Raw genomic sequence first — 22649 nt, forward strand, 5'->3', positions numbered from 1 at the left:
TAGTAAATGTAGTCCAGATTAAGGAGTGTCACTATCTTATTAGGTTTTTAGATCTTAAATGATATATGGATAAAATAGAAGAAATACATTCAAATTTAATTGCCAGTAAATCAACATTAAGAAGAGCTGCAGCTAAATTAATTGGGAAAAATGAGATAATTGAGTTAGGTGGACCATTGTGGAATGCTTATCAGAATGAAATTAAAAACCCAAAGGCTTGGGAAACACAGGTTGAGATGATAAAAAGTCTTGGGCTTATTAGGTTTAAAGAGAGTAAAGAGGCTTTTTATAAGATCTGTAAAGAAAATAAAGAGCATGATATGGTTACTTCTAGTGCGGTTAAAGCTTACGTTAGGATTGCAAGAGCTAATATCCAAGATGTTAATCCAATTTTGGATCTATTAAGCTTTGGTAAGTTTGAAGTAGTTAGTAGTGCATTTGAAGTATTAGGAGAAGATAAAATGATGCCTTCATTGAAGGAAATTCTATTCTTTTTAGATTATGTTTCTAAATCAACAATTGTGAATGAAAAGGGCTATACTGATTTTAGAGTGGGTCTTGTGTGCGCCTGTGCGGGATGGAAAGGGATACCTGAGGTATCAGTATTTCTAAATGAATGCATTAAGGAAGAAGATTCTTTTTTTTGTTAAAGTCGCAAGTAATGCACTTAAGGGAAAGTATACTGCTATTTCTTAAATTGGTGATAAACCAATTTTTTTTTAGAATTGTTTAAAAGAATAATTCTATGAATTTTAAGATCGTAGTGTATTAGCAATGACAGGTTGCTGATGAAATTTATGCTCAAAGACTAAATTATATTTTTGGAGGCTCTTTTGATGATCACCTAACAACCGAAGCTTAGCTCTTTTAACCCACCCTGCATCATATCACATGCTAATCAAATATTATTTAAAATATTTGTAATATCGTTTTGCATATTAAAAACATAAGTTCTATATTTGCAGTCCGAAAAAGGATAAACAAGGTTTGTTTTAATTATCAGACCTTTACATATAAAAATATTATTATACTAAAAAATGGCAAATCATAAATCATCTTTAAAAAGAATCAGAGCAAACGCTACTAAACGTTTACGTAACAGATACCAAGCAAAAACTACTCGTACTTTTGTTAAAAGATTACGTGCATCTGTAGATAAAAAATCAGGTCAGGAGTTATTGCCTAAAGTGATTTCTATGTTAGATCGTTTAGCTAAGAAAAATGTTATTCACAAAAACAAAGCTGCAAACAACAAATCTAAGTTAACTAAATTTGTTAACGGCTTAAAATAGTAATAGCTTTACAATATTGTAAACGGGATAGGCTTTGGCTTATCCCGTTTTTTTTGTTTATGGTAAAATATGAACAGAAAATAGGAATTAAATCTTTAGCTACTGCTGATCGCCCCCGCGAAAAACTAATCCTGAACGGCCGCAGACATTTGTCAGACGCCGAACTGATGGCAATCCTGATCAGTTCGGGAAATAAAAGTGAAACCTCAGTAGAGGTGAGCCAGCGCATCCTGCTTAACTATGGAAACGATCTCGATTTATTAGCAAAGGCGTCCTTTCAGGAACTCATCCTGTTTAAAGGAATAGGAGAGGCTAAAGCATTGTCTATTATTGCTGCACTGGAACTTGGCCGCCGGAGAAAAGAAAAACCTCATGAGGAATTCCCTCAGATTCACTCTTCCAATGACGCATTTGATTTGTTACGCCCTGTGCTGGCAGATCTGGATCATGAAGAATTCTGGATGCTGATTTTAAATAAAGCCAATTTTGTGATCTGCAAACATATGATTAGTAAAGGGGGGCAGGCAAGTACAACCGTTGACCCTAAAATCATCTTTGAAAAAGCAATTGCCATGAAGGCTGCTTATCTCATCCTCGCACATAATCATCCTTCGGGTAACTGCAAGCCTAGTAAAGAAGATATTGAAGTCACTAGAAAGCTGGTTGAAGCGGGTATATTATTAGATACCCCAGTACTGGATCACCTCATTATTACCAATAAAAAGTTCTACAGCATGGCGGATGAAGAAATTATTTAATGTCAATTCTTCCATGTTTATGGGCTAATCAATATACAGCAAAGCATTATTTTATATCTTTGCATTTTAGAAGAAAATATAACATGAAGATATCATACAACTGGCTTAAACAATTCATACAAACTGACCTTAACCCACAAGAGCTTTCATTGATTCTGACCAATATCGGTCTGGAAGTGGAAAGCCTTGACAAAGTGCAACCAGTGGCAGGCGGTCTGGAAGGATTAGTGATTGGCCATGTGCTTACATGCGTTCAACATTCCAATGCAGACAAGCTAAGGGTTACTACGGTAAATGTTGGTGGTGCAGAAGCGATACAGGTTGTATGTGGTGCGCCTAATGTTGCCGAAGGACAAAAAGTTGTGGTGGCTACAGTAGGAACTACTGTTTATCCGAATGAAGGAGAACCTTTTAAAATCAATAAATCAAAAATCAGGGGCGAAGTTTCTGAAGGAATGATTTGTGCAGAAGATGAAATTGGTTTGGGAGGTTCTCATGCTGGTATTATGGTTCTTGGGGAAGATGCACTCATCGGCCAGCCAGCGAAAGATTATTTCAAAATGGAAGATGATTACCTTTTTGAAATCGGATTAACGCCAAACAGAGCTGATGCAGCTTCACATTTAGGGGTAGCCAGAGACTTAGCGGCTTACCTGAGAATTGATTTGAAAATGCCGGCTATTGATTCTTTTAAGACAGCAAATGAAAATTTAAAGATTGCAGTTGAAGTTGCTGATACAGTTGCCTGCCCGAGATACAGCAGTGTTTCAATCAGCGGGGTAACGGTTAAAACTTCTCCGGACTGGTTACAGGATAAATTAAAGGTAATCGGCATCCGCCCGATTAATAATATAGTAGACATTACCAATTATGTGCTTCATGGTTTAGGTCAGCCGCTTCATGCTTTTGATGCAGATCAGCTGGCAGGAAAAAAGATCATTGTGCAGAAGGTTGCTGAAGGAACTCCGTTCGTTACTTTGGATGGCGTGGAACGTAAGTTATCTGCTGAAGATCTGATGATCTGTGATGCAGAGAAACCAGTGACGATTGCAGGTGTTTACGGTGGCAAGAATTCTGGAGTGAGTGTTGAAACTAAAAATATATTTTTAGAGAGTGCTTATTTCAATTCAGTATCGGTACGTAAAACGGCGAAAAGACATACTTTAAAAACGGATGCTTCTTTCCGTTATGAGCGTGGTACGGATCCTGAAATGACAGTTACCGCATTAAAATATGCTGCCTTACTAATTCAGGAACTGGCAGGCGGAGAGATTTCTTCTGTGGTTTCAGATATATATCCAGCGCCGGTTGCTCCTTTTGATGTAGAGGTTAGTTATAAAAATATTACCAGGCTGATTGGTGCAGCTATCCCGGATGAGGAAATCAAAGCAATTATTACCTCATTAGGAATTGTTGTTGCCGAAGAAACAGCTGAAGGTTTATCTTTAAAAGTTCCAAGCTTTAAAGTAGATGTTACACGTGAGTGTGATATCACGGAAGAGGTTTTAAGAATTTACGGTTATAATAATATTGAGATTCCAAATAAAGTGAATGCTTCACTTACTTTTTCTGCCAAGCCAGACAGAGAGCAGACACAACACGTGGTTGCAGATATGTTAACGGCTAATGGCTACCTGGAGATCTGGTGTAACTCTTTAACTAAAGGTACCTATTCTAAAAATACGGAAGAGGTAGTTCAGATCCTGAATCCTTTAAGTTCGGATTTGAATGTGATGCGTCAGAGTTTGCTGATGCCGGCACTGGAAAGCGTTGCTTATAATCAGAACAGGAAAAATGGAGATGTTAAGTTTTATGAGTTTGGTAAAACTTATCATTTAATAAATGAAAAATATGTAGAGCGTCCAAGATTGTTATTGGTGCTTTCTGGTTCGGATGCTACAGAACAATGGAACCAAAAACCTGCTCCGGTAAGTTTTTATAATTTGAAGGCCGCAGTTGATGCCGTGATCGGCAGATTGGGAATCACGAATTACCAGACGGAAGAAATTAGTGATGAGAACTTTGCTTTCGGATTAAAGTATTTCAGAGGGCCACAGCCGATTGTTACTTTTGGTGCGGTAACAGCAGCAGATAAAAAGCAGACGGATGTGGATAAGGATGTTTATTATGCAGACTTTGACTGGGCTTTATTGTTGGATATTGTCAGAAAGAATAAAGTAATCAGTAAAGAGATCCCTAAATACCCTGCGGTAAGAAGAGATCTTTCTATGCTGGTAGATACGGATGTAACCTTCGAGGCTTTGAAAACAATAGCTTTCAAAACAGAGAAGAAATTACTGAAGAATGTGCAGATATTTGATGTGTATGTTGGTGATAAACTGCCTGAAAATAAAAAATCTTATGCACTGAACTTTACTTTGCAGGATGATCAGCAGACTTTGACTGACAAGCAAATTGATGCAGTTATGCAAAAGATTATCGCTAACTTAGCCCAAAGTGCGAAAGCAGAGATAAGAAAGTAATTTTATTTGTTACTTTTAGGAATAATATAAATACTATCAATTTTTAAATAAAAGATGTCTTCGGTTGCAGAACAATTAGATTCAGTATTACATAAAGCGGCCCGGCTTATCGAGCTTTGTAATGCATTACAAGAGGAAAACGAGTTGTTGAAGCAGGAGAATTCATCTGTTAAGTTAGCCTTGAATGCGGCAAAAATTAAGAACTCAGATTTGGAGGAGAAGATGAGGGTGCTTAAATTGGCGAAGAGTATTGAAGGAACAAGCGAAAAGACACTTGATATAAAGCAAAAAATTAACGATTTTGTGCGTGAAATCGATAAATGTGTAGTGTTGCTTAAAAAATAGGGATTACACGAAATTGAAACAAAGCTAAGAAATGGGAGAAATCTCGATAAAAATAACTATCTCGGACCGCATTTACCCTTTAAAGGTAAATATGGAAGAGGAAGAAATTGTAAGGCGGGCAGCCAAAATTATTAATGAGCGTATAAAGGACTATCAGGAAAATTATGCGGTCAGAGATAAACAGGATTTGCTATCTATGGCAGTATTGCATTATGCAACAGCTGTGTTAAGGGTAGAAAATAAAGTGCAGGATCAAGATACTGCAGTAGCTGAAAAAGTTGAAGAATTAGATAGTTTACTGAACGACTTTTTCACCAAATAAGGTCGGTCCGTAATTTCAAAGCGTATAAAGAGATTTAACCGTTGTTGAATTTTTTGTTTCATGTTTCGTAATCTTTAAATACAGGCAGGTGGCTGGGATCAGTTGCTGTTAATCATTGCATGTATTTAGGGCAGTAGCGCAGGAAACTTAAAATTGAACAGCGGTTTTTTTTAAGTCGGAATTTTAGAAAGGTAAGGAGAGGCTTGCATGAGCATAGTTTATGTTTATGCACGTTTATATATATAAATTAAAAATGGAAATAATAGGAATAATTGGATATGTACTGGCCAGCTTAGTTGTTGGGATACTGGTTGGCAGATATTTACTGCGCAACCTGTTGAAAAAACAGGAGATTGCTGCACAGTCAAAAGTGAAGAAGATCTTAAAAGAAGCTGAAAGTAATGCAGAGATCTTAAAGAAAGACAAATTACTGGAAGCTAAAGAGAAGTTTTTACAATTGAAGACTGAGCACGAGCAGGAAGTAAATGCAAAAAATAACCAGGTAAATCAAAGAGAGAACGCTATTAAACAGAAAGAACAATCTGTGAATCAACGTTTGGAAAACATGAACCGCAAGGAACAGGAGCTGGATAACAGTAAGAAGAACCTGGATAAACAAACTGATATTGCGATTAAAAAACAAGAAGAAGTTGATGTGCTGAAAAATCAGCATGTGAAACAACTGGAAACTATTGCAGGATTAAGTGCTGAAGAAGCAAAAAATCAGTTGGTAGAGAACATGAAGCAGGAAGCCAGAACTCAGGCGATGATCCAGGTTAAGGATATTGTAGATGAGGCCAGGTTAACTGCAACTAAAGAAGCTAAAAAAGTCGTTATCCAGACTATACAGCGTACAGCTGTAGAAGCGGCGATCGAAAATACGGTTTCTATTTTTCATATTGAGAGTGATGAGATTAAAGGTCGTGTAATTGGGCGTGAGGGTAGAAACATCCGTGCACTGGAAGCAGCGACTGGTATTGAGATTATTGTAGATGATACACCTGAGGCTATTATTTTATCAGGTTTTGACCCGGTAAGAAGAGAGATTGCCCGTTTGGCTTTACACCGCCTGGTAACTGACGGACGTATTCACCCTGCACGTATTGAAGAGGTGGTAGCGAAAACGAAGAAACAAATTGAAGATGAGATTGTAGAAATCGGTGAACGTACGGTTATTGATTTAGGGATTCATGGTTTGCACCCTGAGTTAATCAGAATGGTGGGACGTATGCGTTACCGTTCTTCTTATGGACAGAATTTATTACATCACTCGCGTGAGGTGGCTAACTTCTGCGCAACAATGGCCGCAGAATTGGGCTTAAATGCTAAAATGGCCAAACGTGCAGGATTATTACATGATATAGGTAAAGTACCTGATGATAACCCTGAATTGCCACATGCTATTTTAGGAATGCAGCTTGCAGAAAAATATAAGGAACATCCTGAAATTTGTAATGCAATCGGAGCTCACCATGATGAAATCGAAATGACTTCTATGATCTCACCGATCATACAGGCTTGTGATGCAATTTCTGGTGCGCGTCCTGGTGCAAGACGTGAGGTTGTGGAAAGTTATATCAAACGTTTAAAAGAATTAGAAGAGCTGGCTCTTTCTTATCCTGGTGTAGAGAAAACTTTTGCTATTCAGGCGGGAAGAGAGTTAAGAGTAGTAGTTGAAAGTGAAAGAGTAACTGATCAGCAGGCAGAATTACTGGCAGCAGATATCTCTAATCGTATTCAAACAGAGATGACTTATCCTGGTCAGATCAAGGTTACTGTAATCAGAGAAACCCGTTCAGTTGCCTTTGCTAAATAAGCAGCTAAATAATATTATTACCGGAGCGATAGATTATTCTATCGCTTTTTTTTATTTTTATACAATGAAGAAGCAGAAATCCCCGGTGGAAAAATTGGAACGTAAAAAGGAAGTGGATATTCTATTTGATACCTACTCAGAAAGTCATCAGAATCCCAGTAATGAACTGATTCACTGGGTTTGTGTGCCGTTGATCGTATTTAGCTTACTAGGAATGATCTGGGCTATTCCTTTCCCACATCTGGCTTTCCTTGGAAAGTATAATGGATTTGTGAACTGGGCTTCTTTTGTAATTGCTTTTTCAGGCTATTACTATTATCGTCTTTCGCCGGTACTTTCTTATATGATGATCTTATTAGTCTTTGCTGCTGCTGCTGTAATTGTACAGCTGGAGAAATGGGAATTGGCTGGTGGACCTGCGCTGTGGCTGGTTTGTGCAGTAATTTTTGTGCTCTCCTGGATTGGACAGTTCATCGGTCATAAAATCGAAGGAAAGAAACCTTCATTTTTACAGGATGTTAAGTTTCTGTTAATCGGTCCGATCTGGTTATTACACTTTATTTGTCTGAAGGTTGGCTTGAAATATTAGTTGCCTGCGATTTAGCTGACGGGCTATGCTTATCGCTTCAGCTCAATAGCTTAAACGCGTTAAAAAAAATGAAGCCGCTGGGTAATACTCAGCGGCTTTGTTATGCGATATATACTGATTTGTGTCGAGTTAACGTAAGCTTAATATTAGGGAAACACTATTTTAAGGCTTCTTAAGCATCCGGGGAAATATTATTAAGGCCTTCTAAACTCCTTTTCGTGGCCTTAATGACTCATTTTTACTTGTTTTTAGTAGGATTTTAATTCATCTGTAATTTGATATTAACTTATGGGCTCATTCATATGAAATTAATATTAACGTCACATTGCTCCCCTAGTTTTACAAAAACAAACAGAAGCAAGAAAAATGAAAAAATTTCTAACAATTAATCTCTCCTGCGTGATGCTTACTTTCCTCCTTTTTATGGGGTTAGGAGTAAACGCTCAGGTAACGACATCAAGCGTTAACGGTAAAATTAAAGATGCAAAGGGACAGACTATTCCCGGCGCCAGTGTTTTAGTTTTACATGTTCCAACCGGAACTAAATATGGTGCGGTTACAGGATCTGATGGATACTTCCGTATCAACAACTTAAATCCTGGTGGACCTTACAAAATCACTGTAACTTATGTAGGTTATAATAAACAGGAAAAAGACATTAACAGCCTTGGGCTGGGTACTGATCAGCGTTTAGACTTTACCTTAACAGATGAAGGGCAACAGCTGAGTGAAGTAACTGTTAAAGGTACAAAAGGCGGTACTAAAATTGGTTCGGGTACTCAGATTGGTGAGCAGCAAATCAAAAATATGCCAACGGTGAGCAGAAGCTTAACGGATTTAACCCGTACAACTCCACAGGGTAGTAAAGACAACTCTTTCATGGGAACCAACTTCAGATACAATAACGTAACTATTGATGGTGCGATTAATAATGATGCCATTGGTTTCAGTCCTTCGTTAGGTGGTCAGAGCGGAAGTTCTGGTATGCCAGGTAGCAGTACGAGAACAAACCCGGTATCGATTGATGCGATTCAGGATGTTCAGGTGTTGTTAGCTCCTTACGATGTTAAGATTGGTAACTTTACTGGTGGTAGTGTGAATGCGGTAACGCGTTCTGGTACTAATGATGTATCGGGATCTATTTATGGTTATGGTCGTAATGCTGATTTGATTGGTAAAAATAAGGCTGGTGATGGTTCAAAAATACCTTCTGCTTTTCATGACTACCAGACTGGTTTCAGATTAGGGTTTCCGATTATTAAAAACAAATTATTCTTCTTTACCAATGAGGAGATTACCCGTCGTCAGGATCCTGTAATTTTAGGGGCTGGTTCTCCTGATATGAAAGTGCTTACATTGACTGAGGCACAGCAGATTTCTGATTTGATGAAAAACAAATACGGTATTGATGCCGGTTCTTTTGGAAACTATAATATCTATTCCAGATCAAATAAATTCTTCAATCGTGTAGACTGGAATATCAATGATAAAAATCAGTTGACTATCCGTAACAATACGATTACTTCTGAAGCGACTAACTTAGAGCGTGACCAATCAAACTTTAGATTTGGTGGTATTGATTATAAACAAACAAATAATCAAAGTTCTACAGTAGCTGAATTGAAAAGCAGAATCAATAATGAGATGTCAAACAGTTTAGTAGTTGGTTATTCAAGTATCCATGACTTTAGAGATCCAACATCTAACCCTGCATTGCCTCAGATTGAGATTGGTGGTGGAAATGGTGGAACGATTTTCTTAGGAACAGATCGTGAAGCAAGTATTTTCAATATGAAACAAAAGACATTTGAATTTACTGATAACTTTACCTGGACAAAAGGAAAACATACTTTTACTTTTGGTACGCACAATGAGTTATATAATATCACTTATGGGTTTGTAAATGCGTGGAATGGACGTGTAGCTTATGCTAATGTTAAAGATTTTTTAGCGGGCATTCCTAGTCGTGTTCGTACTAACTATAATTATGCTGATAATACAAGGGATAATATCATGGCTAATCCGCCGGCAGAATTCAAGTTAAATATGTACAGTGTTTACGGTGAAGATCAATGGCAAGTGTCTGATCGTTTCAAATTAACTTATGGCTTGAGATTTGATTTAGCTGATATGCCAAACAAACAACCTTTAAGTTCAAAAACTACTGGTTCTCCTGTAGATGCTAATTATGGAACTACTTATACTTACACCAAGCCGAATGAGATTAAAAATAGCTTCTTTGGCCAGATTCAAATCTCTCCTCGTGTTGGATTTAACTTCGACGTATTGGGTGATCAAAGTTTGATTATGCGTGGTGGTAGTGGTTTATTCACAGGTAGAGTTCCTTTTGCATGGTTAGGTTATGCTTATTATAACAATGGGGTAACTTATGGTGCATATGATAATAAATCATCACAAGTTGCATTTACTCCAGGAAGTGATCCTATCAGAGATGCCTTAAGCGGAAATGGTGAAGCTGGATTTGTTTCTCAGCAAAAAGATTCAAAAGGAAATATAATCAATGTTAACAATGCAAACGGTGCTACACAAGTCGATCTGATCGATAACAACTTCAAAATGCCTAAAACATGGAGAACAAGTTTGGCTTTCGATTATAAAACTGAGAATCAGTGGAAATTTACTGTAGAAGGTATTTATACTAAAGTTATCAATGATTTGAAATTCCAACAGATCAATATTACTGATAATCCTACTTATATGGTTTACGATACGCAACATCAACAACCAATTTATGGAAAAACTCCAATTAATCCACTATATACTAATGCTTACTTGCTTTCTAATACAAGTAAAGGATACCGTTACAGTGTGACTGGTCAGGTTTCAAAATCTTTCCCTTTCGGTTTAGATGTAATGGCGGCTTATACTTACGGACAGTCTAAAGATTTGACCAACGGTATCAGAAATTCAATGGAATCTAACTGGCAGTTGAACCAGGCTTTAAGCCCTAACAATCCTCAGTTAGCGACTTCTAACTTTGATATCCGTAACCGTATTATATCTACAGTTAATTATAGATTTGCATGGGATAAAGCGAATAAATATGTTTCAAGTTTCTCTCTGTTCTATAGTGCACAATCAGGTTCCCCTTACTCTTATGGATTCCTGAATACTACAATTAATGGAACTGGTCAGAACGTAAGTCTGGCTTATATTCCTAAAGCTGGTGAAACTGTTAATTTCTTTAAAGATATAGCTGCCGTACCTGCAACGTCTACAACTCCAGGAAGTCCAGCAGTTTCAGCAGTGGCACAAGCAGCAGCGTTTGATTCTTATATCGATGGTGATAAATATCTTAAAACAAGGAGAGGTAATTTCACAGAAAGAAATGCAGCTCGTACACCATGGAATACGCAACTTGACTTCCGTTTTACTCAAGATATCAAAATCGTAGAAAGCGGAAAGCATAAGCATACTTTAACATTTACTTATGACATCGTTAACTTAACGAACTTATTAAACAAAGACTGGGGAGTTCAGTATTTCTCTCCTAATACGTATAACTCAATGGCAAGTATAGGTTTGAAACCAGGAACAGCTGGAACAGCTACTACTTATCCGACTTATACATTTAACAAAGATAATGCAAGTAATTATTCAAAAGACTTCTTTGCATCAAGATTCCAAATGCAATTTGGCTTGAGATACAGCTTCTAATGAATTGTTAGTTTCTATTTTAAGAGAAACATAATTGAAAACCCTTATCTATTAATTTAGATAAGGGTTTTTTGTTTAGTATATGAATTAATGTTTAGTTAATATTTAATCTGTATTTTTATTGGTAAACATATCTTCAGTTATTTTGATTTTACATTAGAAAATTATGAACTCTAAAACTCTAGTTGTTATTGCTCTTGTTTCGTTCTTATTTATTTTACCATCCAGTGCGCAGGTAAAAATAAGAAAGTTCTGTACTGTATCCTATCGTTATCAAAGTTTGAAAAGTCCGGATATTGATTATGGGCAGAGCAGAAAATATAATCCTTTAAAAGATTCTACTTTTGTACATAAATTGGAACAGGTAGAATACATGACGAATTTTATTCAGGTAATGAATTACCTTACAGGACTGGGTTGGAATTATGAAGGAAATATCTCCACTACTGAGTCAAATAATTTGGAAGTTAAGATCTTATTCAGTCGTGAATTTTATCCTGCTGAGTTGACGGAAGGTAAATAATATATAATTGGGTATAACTTATAAGATTCTGCTATATTGGCCCGAAATGATGATTTATTCATTTCATCTTAGTTGTAGTTACCCATTTTATGAAGAGTATATTTTTAAGTTTATTAATTTTTAGTGTTGGAATAAGTGGAGCTGCTGCTCAACACAAAGGTTTTACAATCAAAGGGGAAATCAAAGGCCTCCACAGCCCTGCAAAAGTGTACCTGGATTCTTATCAAGCTAAAATGCTGGATTCGGCAGTGGTCAATAATGGCATCTTTCAATTTAACGGTATTGCGAAAAAGCCAGGACTCGCTTACTTAAGTTTAGATAGATACGGTGTCGGAAAAGATAGTATTGATCTGGAAAATAATACAGATGAACTTGGTTTGTTTTTAGATAATTCTGAAATTACTATTACTGCTCAGGATTCTTTGATACGTGGTCAGGCTACCGGTTCAAAGATCAATGACGATTACATGGCTTATAATAAATTTATAGGAGGTACAGTCACTGGTGCTTATAAAAATTACCGGAACAGAATTTCCCCGTATTTGTGGAGCTCATACCCTTTTTTTAAAGAGTTTGATGAATACATGCATAAATTCAAAGCGGAGCGCTTTGAAAAGCAATTACAGTTTATCCATGAAAATCCTCAATCTTACTTCAGTCTTTATGCCCTGACTGATATTATCGATATGGGTTATGGAAAGGATATGAATAAAACGGGTACTGCTTACAGGTCTATTGATGCAAAATTCAGAAATACCCCAGAGGGGCAGCGTATCGGAAAAATTATTCAGTCCATGAGCCAGGGGGCTGTTGGAATGCCGGCACCAGATTTTATTTTATATGATGTGAATGGCAAAGCGGTAAAGTTATCTACTTATCGTGGCAATTATGTAGTACTGTATTTCTGGGTTACTGGTAACGGCCTGATCAAAGCAGAAAACTATAAAATGATCAAAGCGACCGAATTATATAAGCAGAAGAGATTTAAAATTATCAGCATTTCTTTAGATCCTGAAAAAAGAAAACAAACCTGGGCAAAAGAAGTGAAAGCAAATAAACTTCCGTGGGTACAAGTATGGGGAGAGAAATCCGGGCCTCTTGCCACTGCAAAGCTTTACGGTACTCAGGGAACTCCGGCAAGTATTGTGATTGATCCTGAAGGAAAGATAGTAGCCAGGGATTTAAATGGCGTCGGATTACAATATCAGCTGGCAGAATATATGAAGTAACAGCGATGTGATTAATGTATAGAAATGTTGAATACAGATAACCCATCCTTAATCCTGACTTAACATATCGCCTCTATATTTGTGGTGTAAATATTTGGTTAGTATTTATCAAGTTTAGGTTTAGTTGATAACAAAATAGCCCGGGTGGATGTCCGGGCTATTTGTTTTTCTAGAAGTTTTTACCAATTTTTTCCAACATCTCTGGTGGGATGCTTTGCATATCCACCACGAGGAATCCATCCAGGCAATCTGAAAATTTCGGATCTATATTAAAGCATATAATCTTCGCATTGAGGTTAAGGTATTGTCTTAACAACACAGGAATTTTAATATGTGTATTTTCAATATCAGATATCAATACATCAAGATCTTTTAGTGAATCACTGCTTTCAATCAGCAGGTCTTTATCAATGGCTGATAAATCTGCTTTGAATTTATTTCTTGGTCTTACATATTGTCCCAACTCATAATCAAAGTGATTTTTGGTAATGAAATCAACAATCAATGATTTAGAAAACTTAGAAAAGTTATTACTGATACTAACCGGGCCAAACATGTAGCGGTACTGTGGATTATCTAAAAGATATTTTAAGATACCTTTCCATAGCAAGAACAACGGTAATGCTTTTTGCTGATATTCTTTGCGGATCCATGAACGTCCCAATTCAATTCCCTGTCTTAATACAGGATAGAATGGGTCTCTTATTTTAAAGAGCTCAGAAAGATAAAATCCTCTTTTGCCTAAAGTATTTAAAATCTCATCTCCTTTACCAATCCGGTAAGCACCAACAATATTTTTCTGATCTACATCCCAGATGAATAAGTGATGATAGTAAATATCATAATTATCAAGATCTATCTTTTTATTAGAGCCTTCGCCGACTTCTCTGAAAGTTATTTCTCTTAATCGGCCTATTTCCCTTAATATATTTGGAATATTAGCCGAAGGGGTAATGTAAACTTCATAATTTTTCTCCGTCCATACCCGGTATGTTTCCAGTTGTTCAATTTCTTCCACAATACTGGCTCCTGGAGTTTCCTCAATAATCGGCTCCGGAGTCTTCTTGATTTTGAAAAGATTGATGGGATTAAATAATTTCTTTTCCTGTTCGATACTTGTGCCTAAAGCATAAGTACGTGCACGAAGAAAATCAAGTAGTTTATTGGTGTTGTTGCGGTAAGAAATATCTTCAATATGAATTGGTTTCCCTATTCTGACTTTTATTTTCAGTCCTTGTTTGTTCAGGAATTCTGAAGGTAATTTCGCGGTACGCAGGGTAGGGTGAATAAAACTCAGAATATTGAATAATACCCCATTATTACCATGGAAATAAATCGGTACTACGGGAACTTTCGCACGGGCAATTAGCTTTCCAACTACTGGATGCCATAAGCGGTCTGTAATCTCTTGTTTGTCCAGGCTAAATGTAGAGACTTCACCTGCGGGGAAGATCCCAATAGGAACCCCGTTCTGCAAAAGATCAAATGTAGCTTTTAATCCGCTGATGCTTGAAGAATGCTGTACATTTTCAAAAGGGTTAACGGCAACAAAAAACTCATTTAAGTTAGGAATCTTCTGAAGAATGAAATTAACCATTACTTTGGCTTCCGGACGCACGGTACATAATAATTTTACCAATGCAAGTCCTTCTATCCCTCCATAAGGATGGTTTGCAATCGCAATAAAACCACCTGTTTTGGGAATGTTTCTCAGGTCATCTTCATCGAAATCAATTGACACCCCTATAGTTTCCAGTATTTTATCTACAAACTCTAAACCATTGAAATGCTGATTCTGAGAGAAAACTTTATTAATATCGTTCAATTTCATGACTTCCATCAGTAAATCTGCAAGTCCCGGAACACCGAGTTTATCAATTTTAGTAGCCTTTGCAAATTCTTTGGTTGTTATGATCTTCATATTTGTTCTTAAAAGGGGAGAATTGGGCGCATATCTGGAATAGAGATCTGAATATGTTCCTGAATCAATCTCAAAAATAAGATTTATATTTTTAGAAAAGTTTAAAATTTATCTGATCGCACATTTAAGCTTTCTTTTTGCCTTCATAATTGCCTCATCTTATTTGGAAATAAGAGAAAGAAGAATTTTATTCACAAATCTAACCACCTTTCTGAATAAGGGGAGTACATTGACTGGAGATGAAAAAATGGTTGCGCTCTTATTTTAGTTTCTCCAAAAGGGAATATAATGGCTTGCTGGCTATGGTTGTGCTAATCGTATTGATCAGGGCAATTCCGTTTGTTTATGTGTTCTTTTTTCCAGACCAGACGGATCCGGAAACGGAAAAATTAGCTATCAATAAATTAATGTGGATGAAACAGCAGAAGCAGGGAGCGGTTAGCGCACAGAAGAGGCCAGATCAGGCACTGAAATCAACCCTGTTTAATTTTGATCCCAATCTGATTGATGCAGATGACTGGCAGCGATTGGGTTTATCTGTTAAACAGGCTGCTGTAATGACCAGGTATAAAGAGAAAGGAGGACGGTACTTTGAAAAGGAAGATTTGCAGAAAATGTATGTCATCAGTCCAGAAATGTATGAAAGATTGATGCCTTATATAAGTATCGGTTTGGCAAAAGAACAGAAACATCAGCGGCTGAACCCTGAATATCCTGCGAAACACTATCCTGTGCAGCAGAAAGCTGCATTAATACCGCTCAATACCGCTGATACTTTACAATTAACGGAGATCAGAGGGGTAGGCCCGGCTTTTGCCAGGAGGATTTTTAATTACCGGCGGCGTCTTGGCGGATTTTATCAGAAGGAGCAGCTGCTTGAGGTATATGGACTGGATAGTTTAAAGTATAATGAAATTAAAGATCAGCTCAGTTTGGATGAGCGGGCACTGACCAGAATTAACCTGAATACAGCATTGTTTGATGATTTGAAAAATCACCCCTATTTAAAGTATAAACAGGTCAATGCAATCATTCAGTTTCGAAAACAGCACGGAAATTATAGTAATATTGCGGACTTAAGAAAGGTGGCTATTTTATCTGCTGAAACTATAGAGAGGCTGGCCCCTTATATTTCTTTTTAATCATGACAATGGAAACAAAAATAAAACAGATTGTACGCGATGTAAACGATTTTCCAAAACCGGGTATCGTTTTTAAAGACATTACACCAATTTTAAAAGATGCAGTGTTATGTGGTGAAATTACTACAGCCCTGGCTATGCAGCTTTCAGCAGTTAAGATTGATGTAGTGGCTGGAATTGAAAGCAGAGGCTTTTTGTTTGGAATGGCTTTGGCGAATTTGCTGAATGTTCCTTTTGTACCGATCAGAAAAGCGGGGAAATTGCCACACAAAACTATACAGCAATCTTATAATCTGGAATATGGCAGTGCTACACTTGAAGTGCATGAAGATGCTATTCTGCCGGGACAGCATGTGTTGATTCATGACGATCTGCTGGCTACAGGTGGTACTGTGGTTGCAGCTTCTAAGCTGATTCAGAAACTGGATGCTGTAGTTGCAGGTTACTCGTTTATCATTGCACTTGATTTTCTAAACGGAAAAGACAGACTAAAAGCGTTTTCTGAGAACAATTTCGCATTAGCTTCCTATTAACTAGCTAAAATAGTTGAAAAAAAATCCTGTCGTTTTAGGGCTTCAGTTCTTATGCTATACTGTAAAATGAACTAAATACTGTTTCGTTCTGTTTCCGGGCAAATATTCAACTGCTTGTTTGGGCTTATATTCTCTATACTTGCCGTATTCAAATATAAAACATGCAAGAAACGTTAGCACAAAATACAGGGTTCAATTTTAGTACTTCAGAGAATCAGTTGATGATCAGGAGTATGGTTAAAGATTTCACGGAAAAGAATATCCGTCCTCATGTAATGGAATGGGACGAAGCACAGACTTTTCCTGTTGAGGTTTTTAAGAAGTTGGGTGAGCTGGGAATGATGGGTGTATTAGTACCTGAAGTTTATGGCGGATCGGGTTTCGGTTACCAGGAATATGTAGATGTAATTGTAGAAGTAGCCAAGGTTTGCGGATCTATAGGTTTATCTCTTGCTGCGCACAATTCTTTATGTACAGGTCATATCCTTGCATTTGGAACGGAAGAACAAAAAATGAAGTGGCTGCCTAAACTGGCAACTGCCGAATGGATTGGTGCATGGGGCTTAACTGAAGCGAATACCGGATCAGATGCATTGAGAATGATGACTACTGCCACATTGGATGGTGATCATTATGTTTTAAATGGTGCGAAAAACTGGATTACACATGGTAAATCAGGCGATATCGCAGTAGTGATGGTAAGAACGGGTGAGAAAGGAGATTCTAAAGGTATTTCTGCTATTGTAGTGGAACGCGGAACTCCGGGCTTTTCGGCTGGCAAGAAAGAAAATAAGTTAGGGATGCGCGCATCTGAGACTACAGAAATGATATTTGATAACTGCCGTGTACCAGTAGCTAATTTACTGGGCAATGTAGGTGAAGGCTTTAAGCAGGCGATGAAAGTGCTGGATGGCGGAAGAATTTCTATTGCTGCATTATCATTGGGAATTGCAAAAGGTGCTTATGAAGCTGCGCTGGCTTATGCTCAGGAGAGACACCAGTTCGGACAGCCAATTTCAAGTTTCCAGGCGATCAGTTTTAAACTCGCTGACATGGCTACTGAAATTGAGGCAGCTGAATTGTTAATCAGACAATCTGCCGATTTAAAGAACCGTGGCCAGAAAATGACTAAAGAGTCTGCTATGGCAAAATACTTTGCCTCAGAGGTCGCTGTAAGAGCTGCTACCGAAGCAGTACAGATCTTTGGTGGGTATGGTTATACGAAAGACTTCCCTGTAGAAAAATTTTACCGTGACAGTAAGTTATGTACGATCGGGGAGGGGACTTCTGAGATCCAGAAAATTGTAATTGCGAGAGAAATCTTAAATAAATAATAACAGCCTAAACCTAAAATAGCTGTTAAATTCCAAATAGACATATTCTAACCAAATATATTTTACCAATCCAGTAGGCGAAAGCATACTGGATTTTTTTTATGCTTGTTTTATAAGGTTTTATGTTCTACCTTTGCAATCCTTAAAACAACGAGAGGAGGTATTTTAACGTTATGATCATAATTAATATTAAAGACGGCGAATCACTTGATAAAGCCCTTAAACGTTTCAAAAAGAAATTTGAAAAAACTGGTGTATTGAGAGAACTACGTAGCCGTCAGGCATACGAGAAAAAATCTGTAGCTCGTCGTACATTAGTTAAGCACGCGATTTATAAAGAAAATATGCACTTAGAAGGAAAGATTTAATTCTTCCCCTTTAATTTTAAATATTTCAAAGCGCCGTCGGATTTTTCCGGTGGCGCTTTCTTTTTAGGTAGTAATTCCGTACATTCACTTTTACAGGGCCTGTTTTAGCTTTAAACAGACGCTAAAGGATAATAATTGTAATTAATGTCAGTAGAATCCTATCTAAACTACCTTCAGCACGAGAAGCGCTATTCTCCGCACACTGTACTTGCCTATAAAACGGACCTGGTGCAGTTTAATGAATATATTGAACAAATTTATGAGATGGGGCCTGAAGAGGCTAAATATGTACACATAAGGGACTATATCGTTCACCTGATGGAAGATAAGGTTGGGGCCAACTCTATTGGCAGAAAGTTATCAAGCCTGCGGGGTTTCTATAAATATCTTTATCGCCAGAAAATTATTCTGACCAGCCCGATGTCATTAATCAAAGCGCCTAAAACACCTGAGCGGTTACCGGTGTTTATAGAGGAACAGAAGCTGGATCACCTGCTGGACTCAGGGGAGTTCTTTGACGCGACTTTTTCTTCGGTTCGTGATAAAATGGTCATCGAAGTACTTTTCGGAACAGGGATGCGCTTAGCAGAGCTTTTAGGTTTAAAAGAAACGGACATTGATTTTTACCAGGAATCTGTTAAAGTTTTGGGGAAAAGAAAAAAAGAAAGAATTATTCCTGTGACCAAACAACTTATTAATCAGCTTAAAGAGTATATTGAGTTGAAATCGTTACAGAAATTTAATAACAAAACGGATGACTTGTTCGTTACTAATAAAGGAACAGCAGTTTACCCGGTCTTTATTTATAAGATTGTAAAAAGTTATTTGACATTTATATCCACACAGGATAAGAAAAGTCCCCATGTATTACGGCATTCGTATGCAACAAGCCTGTTGAACAGGGGGGCAGATTTAAATGCGATCAAGGAATTACTCGGGCATGCCAGTTTAGCGGCAACCCAGGTATACACGCATAATTCTATAGAAAGATTAAAATCAATATATAAACAGGCCCATCCAAAGGCATAAAAAAAGGAGGACAACATGAAAATTACAGTTCAATCAATCCATTTCAATGCAGATCACAAACTATTAGACTTTATTCAAAAGAAAGTTGACAAGCTGGAACAGTTCCACGACCAGATCATAAGCGGGGAAGTTTATTTAAAATTAGAGAACGTAGATGATGAGGCTAACAAAATAAGTGAGATCAAATTGATGGTTCCTGGTGGAATTTTGTTCGCAAAGGAGCAATGCAAGTCTTTCGAAGAAGCGACGGATTTGTCAATTGAATCGTTAAAAAAGCAAATAACAAAACATAAAGAAAAAAATAGAATAAAAGTTTCTGAGCTTAAGGCAGTATTAAATGCCGATGAAGTGTCTGATTATTAGGTATCTATTTTTAGAAATTTTAAATATAAAACCAGCAGAATACAGTCTGCTGGTTTTTTTTTCAAAATAGTTTTGCAACTATAAAATATTCTTGTAGATTTGCATTCCAATTCAGAACAGGGGTTAACCCATAAAGAGTTGGTTTGTTCTGTGAATGTTTAATAAATAATAAGCCTCCTTAGCTCAGCTGGTAGAGCAACTGACTTGTAATCAGTAGGTCATTGGTTCGATCCCGATAGGAGGCTCTTTTAAACCCGCATTTGATATGTGGCGGTTTAGGAGAAATGGGGGGATACCAGAGTGGCCAAATGGGACAGACTGTAACTCTGTTGTCGCGAGACTTCGAAGGTTCGAATCCTTCTCCCCCCACTTTATAATAATAGTAAAAGCGAAAGTAGCTCAGTTGGTAGAGCGATAGCCTTCCAAGCTATAGGTCGCGAGTTCGAACCTCGTCTTTCGCTCTTGATTCAAAGAGCAGTCGGCATAATGGTCACAGTTTAAATGCCGGACCGGTATTGAAGATTGTGAAGAGAATAAAAAAGCCGACGTAGCTCAGCGGTAGAGCACTTCCTTGGTAAGGAAGAGGTCATGGGTTCAAGTCCCATCGTTGGCTCAGGAATAAAGATAAAAAAGCTTTGTTAAATCTGGCATTATGCCCGGAATGAACAAGGTTTTTTGTATTGAATTGTATCAAAACAATAATTAAAAATAAAAGTTAACCTACTAATAAGTATAAAAACATGGCAAAAGAAAAGTTTGACCGCAGCAAGCCGCACTTAAACATCGGCACTATCGGTCACGTTGACCACGGTAAAACAACCTTAACAGCAGCTATCACTAAAGTGTTATCTGATGCTGGTTTATCTGAGGCGCGTTCATTTGATTCGATTGACTCTGCTCCAGAGGAAAAAGAAAGAGGTATCACTATTAACACTGCACACGTTGAGTATTCAACTGCTAACCGTCACTATGCTCACGTTGACTGTCCAGGTCACGCGGATTACGTGAAAAACATGGTTACAGGTGCGGCGCAAATGGATGGTGCTATTATCGTTGTAGCGGCTACAGATGGTCCTATGCCACAAACTCGTGAGCACATTCTATTGGCTCGTCAGGTAGGTGTACCTTCATTGGTGGTTTTCATGAACAAAGTGGATATGGTTGATGATCCTGAATTACTAGAATTAGTAGAGATGGAAGTTCGTGAATTATTATCTTTCTATGACTTCCCAGGTGATGATATCCCAGTTATTCAAGGTTCTGCTTTAGGTGGATTGAATGGCGATGAGAAATGGGTTGGTAAAATCATGGAATTAATGGATGCTGTAGATAGCTACATTCCAATCCCTCCACGTTTGACTGAACTTCCTTTCTTAATGCCTGTTGAAGATGTATTCTCGATCACTGGTCGTGGTACTGTTGCAACTGGTCGTATTGAGCGTGGTGTAATCAACTCTGGAGATCCTGTTGAGATCTTAGGTATGGGTGCAGAAAATCTTAAATCAACTGTAACAGGTGTTGAGATGTTCCGTAAGATCCTTGATTATGGTGAAGCAGGTGATAACGTAGGTTTATTGTTACGTGGTATTGAGAAAACTGATATCCGTCGTGGTATGGTTATCTGTAAACCAGGTTCTGTAACTCCTCACACAGATTTCAAAGCTGAGATCTATGTATTATCAAAAGCTGAAGGTGGACGTCACACTCCATTCTTTAACAAATACCGTCCACAATTCTATTTCCGTACCACAGACGTTACTGGAGAGATCACTCTTCAAGAAGGAACTGAAATGGTTATGCCAGGTGATAACGTTACAATCAATGTTAAATTGATCAACGCAATCGCAATGGAAAAAGGACTTCGTTTCGCTATCCGTGAAGGTGGTAGAACAGTAGGTGCTGGTCAGGTAACTGAAATTGTAAAATAATTACTTAACTGTCCTTCGGGTCACTAAGCAATTAAATAATAATACAAAGTGCCCGGACGTTATAGTCTGGGTACTTTGTTCTAAAAATGTTTGATTAACCCTTAAAAGGTTAATTCTTATACACGGGAATAGTTCAACGGTAGAATAGAGGTCTCCAAAACCTTTGATCAGGGTTCGAATCCTTGTTCCCGTGCAAAAACTTAGATATGGCTAGCATAGTTCAATTTATTAAAGAATCATATGAGGAAATGACCCAGAAGGTTACCTGGCCTACATGGGGAGAATTGCAAAGTTCTGCAGTGCTGGTTTTGGTAGCTTCGTTTATTATTGCAGTTGTTATTTTTGCAATGGATAAGGGATCTACTTTTGTGTTAGATACTTTTTATAAATCACTTTCTAATTAATAGAACTAAATGAACGATCAGCTAAAATGGTATGTAGTTAGGGCGGTAAGCGGAAAAGAGAAGAAGGTAAAACAATACATCGATTCAGAGATCAGTCGTTTAGGTTTTTCTCATCTTGTTCCGCAGGTACTAATCCCTATGGAAAAATACTACCAGATGAAAGAAGGAAAGAAGATTGCAAAAGAACGCAACTTTTATCCTGGTTATGTTTTAATTGAAGCAACCTTAGACGGTGAGCTGGAACACATCATTAAAAATGTAAACAGCGTTATCGGTTTCTTAGGGGATAAAGGTGGAAACCCGGTTCCAATGCGTCAGGCAGAAGTTAACCGTATCCTGGGTAAAGTGGATGAAATGAGTCAGCAGGGTGAGACTATGAATATAGCTTACTATGTTGGTGAGAACGTCAAAGTAATGGACGGTCCTTTCAATGGCTTTACTGGTGTGATTGAAGAGGTAAACGAAGAGAAGAAAAAACTAAAAGTAATGGTTAAGATTTTCGGCAGAAAAACTCCGCTGGAGCTTAACTATATGCAAGTAGAAAAAGAGTAGAATAAAGATCTTAAATGTTACATGCTTCCAACATTTTAAC

At 37.5% G+C, this 22649-nt stretch carries 21 protein-coding genes and 5 tRNA genes; 25 read left to right on the plus strand and 1 reads right to left on the minus strand.

Annotation, left to right across the window (positions count from 1 at the left end; translation table 11 throughout):
- The first annotated feature begins 65 nt into the window (after positions 1–65).
- The 11 genes from AB3G38_RS20405 to AB3G38_RS20455 all read left to right on the plus strand — a co-directional run bounded on the left by AB3G38_RS20405 (position 66) and on the right by AB3G38_RS20455 (position 13035).
- Complete coding sequence (locus AB3G38_RS20405) at positions 66–650, plus strand: hypothetical protein (RefSeq protein ID WP_367865583.1); 585 nt, start codon at positions 66–68, stop codon at positions 648–650.
- Positions 651–1037: 387 nt separating this feature from the next.
- Positions 1038–1292 (plus strand): 30S ribosomal protein S20, encoded by a 255-nt coding sequence (gene rpsT / locus AB3G38_RS20410; protein WP_041878275.1) that lies wholly within the window; start codon positions 1038–1040, stop codon positions 1290–1292.
- Positions 1293–1351: 59 nt separating this feature from the next.
- A complete protein-coding gene (radC, locus tag AB3G38_RS20415; protein ID WP_367865584.1) occupies positions 1352–2050 on the plus strand; it encodes a DNA repair protein RadC in 699 nt (232 codons plus the stop codon).
- Between the two features lie 83 nt (positions 2051–2133).
- Entirely contained in the window at positions 2134–4533 is a 2400-nt protein-coding gene (gene pheT, locus AB3G38_RS20420) for a phenylalanine--tRNA ligase subunit beta (protein ID WP_367865585.1), read from the plus strand.
- A gap of 54 nt (positions 4534–4587) precedes the next feature.
- Entirely contained in the window at positions 4588–4878 is a 291-nt protein-coding gene (locus AB3G38_RS20425) for a hypothetical protein (protein WP_367865586.1), read from the plus strand.
- Between the two features lie 31 nt (positions 4879–4909).
- The gene (locus AB3G38_RS20430) at positions 4910–5200 is read left to right on the plus strand and encodes a cell division protein ZapA (protein ID WP_041878266.1); all 291 of its coding nucleotides are present in this window, start codon (positions 4910–4912) and stop codon (positions 5198–5200) included.
- Positions 5201–5453: 253 nt separating this feature from the next.
- Positions 5454–7016 carry a ribonuclease Y gene (gene rny / locus AB3G38_RS20435; protein WP_367865587.1) on the plus strand — a complete coding sequence of 521 codons (1563 nt, stop codon included), beginning with the start codon at positions 5454–5456 and terminating at the stop codon, positions 7014–7016.
- A 64-nt stretch (positions 7017–7080) separates the two neighbouring features.
- Positions 7081–7605, plus strand: coding sequence for a DUF962 domain-containing protein (locus tag AB3G38_RS20440; protein WP_367865588.1), 525 nt, complete (start codon positions 7081–7083; stop codon positions 7603–7605).
- A 366-nt stretch (positions 7606–7971) separates the two neighbouring features.
- Entirely contained in the window at positions 7972–11283 is a 3312-nt protein-coding gene (locus AB3G38_RS20445; RefSeq protein WP_367865589.1) for a carboxypeptidase regulatory-like domain-containing protein, read from the plus strand.
- Positions 11284–11449: 166 nt separating this feature from the next.
- Positions 11450–11806 (plus strand): hypothetical protein, encoded by a 357-nt coding sequence (locus AB3G38_RS20450; RefSeq protein ID WP_367865590.1) that lies wholly within the window; start codon positions 11450–11452, stop codon positions 11804–11806.
- Positions 11807–11895: 89 nt separating this feature from the next.
- Complete coding sequence (locus AB3G38_RS20455; RefSeq protein WP_367865591.1) at positions 11896–13035, plus strand: redoxin domain-containing protein; 1140 nt, start codon at positions 11896–11898, stop codon at positions 13033–13035.
- A gap of 169 nt (positions 13036–13204) precedes the next feature.
- On the opposite strand, the gene AB3G38_RS20460 is transcribed toward AB3G38_RS20455, so the two are convergent.
- Positions 13205–14956, minus strand: coding sequence for a lysophospholipid acyltransferase family protein (locus AB3G38_RS20460; protein ID WP_367865592.1), 1752 nt, complete (start codon positions 14954–14956; stop codon positions 13205–13207).
- A 239-nt stretch (positions 14957–15195) separates the two neighbouring features.
- Here AB3G38_RS20460 and AB3G38_RS20465 point away from each other — a divergent pair, with 239 nt between their 5' ends.
- From AB3G38_RS20465 to nusG, 14 genes are all read left to right on the plus strand, one after another.
- Complete coding sequence (locus AB3G38_RS20465; RefSeq protein WP_367865593.1) at positions 15196–16098, plus strand: ComEA family DNA-binding protein; 903 nt, start codon at positions 15196–15198, stop codon at positions 16096–16098.
- 2 nt (positions 16099–16100) lie between these two features.
- Complete coding sequence (locus tag AB3G38_RS20470; protein ID WP_367865594.1) at positions 16101–16631, plus strand: adenine phosphoribosyltransferase; 531 nt, start codon at positions 16101–16103, stop codon at positions 16629–16631.
- 161 nt (positions 16632–16792) lie between these two features.
- Entirely contained in the window at positions 16793–17965 is a 1173-nt protein-coding gene (locus AB3G38_RS20475; protein ID WP_367865595.1) for an acyl-CoA dehydrogenase family protein, read from the plus strand.
- A gap of 173 nt (positions 17966–18138) precedes the next feature.
- Positions 18139–18333 carry a 30S ribosomal protein S21 gene (gene rpsU / locus AB3G38_RS20480; protein ID WP_041878250.1) on the plus strand — a complete coding sequence of 65 codons (195 nt, stop codon included), beginning with the start codon at positions 18139–18141 and terminating at the stop codon, positions 18331–18333.
- A gap of 144 nt (positions 18334–18477) precedes the next feature.
- A complete protein-coding gene (locus AB3G38_RS20485) occupies positions 18478–19362 on the plus strand; it encodes a tyrosine-type recombinase/integrase (RefSeq protein WP_367865596.1) in 885 nt (294 codons plus the stop codon).
- Between the two features lie 15 nt (positions 19363–19377).
- Positions 19378–19725 (plus strand): ribosome-associated translation inhibitor RaiA, encoded by a 348-nt coding sequence (raiA, locus tag AB3G38_RS20490; RefSeq protein WP_041878247.1) that lies wholly within the window; start codon positions 19378–19380, stop codon positions 19723–19725.
- A gap of 172 nt (positions 19726–19897) precedes the next feature.
- Positions 19898–19970, plus strand: a tRNA-Thr gene (locus AB3G38_RS20495).
- A gap of 41 nt (positions 19971–20011) precedes the next feature.
- Positions 20012–20094 (plus strand) — tRNA-Tyr (locus tag AB3G38_RS20500).
- A 19-nt stretch (positions 20095–20113) separates the two neighbouring features.
- Positions 20114–20186, plus strand: a tRNA-Gly gene (locus tag AB3G38_RS20505).
- A gap of 80 nt (positions 20187–20266) precedes the next feature.
- Positions 20267–20338: transfer RNA gene (locus tag AB3G38_RS20510), tRNA-Thr, on the plus strand.
- Positions 20339–20465: 127 nt separating this feature from the next.
- The gene (gene tuf, locus AB3G38_RS20515; protein WP_068403186.1) at positions 20466–21653 is read left to right on the plus strand and encodes an elongation factor Tu; all 1188 of its coding nucleotides are present in this window, start codon (positions 20466–20468) and stop codon (positions 21651–21653) included.
- A gap of 122 nt (positions 21654–21775) precedes the next feature.
- Positions 21776–21846: transfer RNA gene (locus AB3G38_RS20520), tRNA-Trp, on the plus strand.
- Positions 21847–21859: 13 nt separating this feature from the next.
- The gene (gene secE / locus AB3G38_RS20525; protein ID WP_183881480.1) at positions 21860–22057 is read left to right on the plus strand and encodes a preprotein translocase subunit SecE; all 198 of its coding nucleotides are present in this window, start codon (positions 21860–21862) and stop codon (positions 22055–22057) included.
- Positions 22058–22066: 9 nt separating this feature from the next.
- Positions 22067–22609: a transcription termination/antitermination protein NusG gene (gene nusG / locus AB3G38_RS20530; protein ID WP_367865597.1), complete on the plus strand. Its 543-nt coding sequence runs from the start codon at positions 22067–22069 to the stop codon at positions 22607–22609.
- Positions 22610–22649: the final 40 nt, after the last annotated feature.

Origin of the sequence: Pedobacter sp. WC2423 (assembly GCF_040822065.1) — a bacterium.
In the GTDB taxonomy this organism is placed as follows: domain Bacteria; phylum Bacteroidota; class Bacteroidia; order Sphingobacteriales; family Sphingobacteriaceae; genus Pedobacter.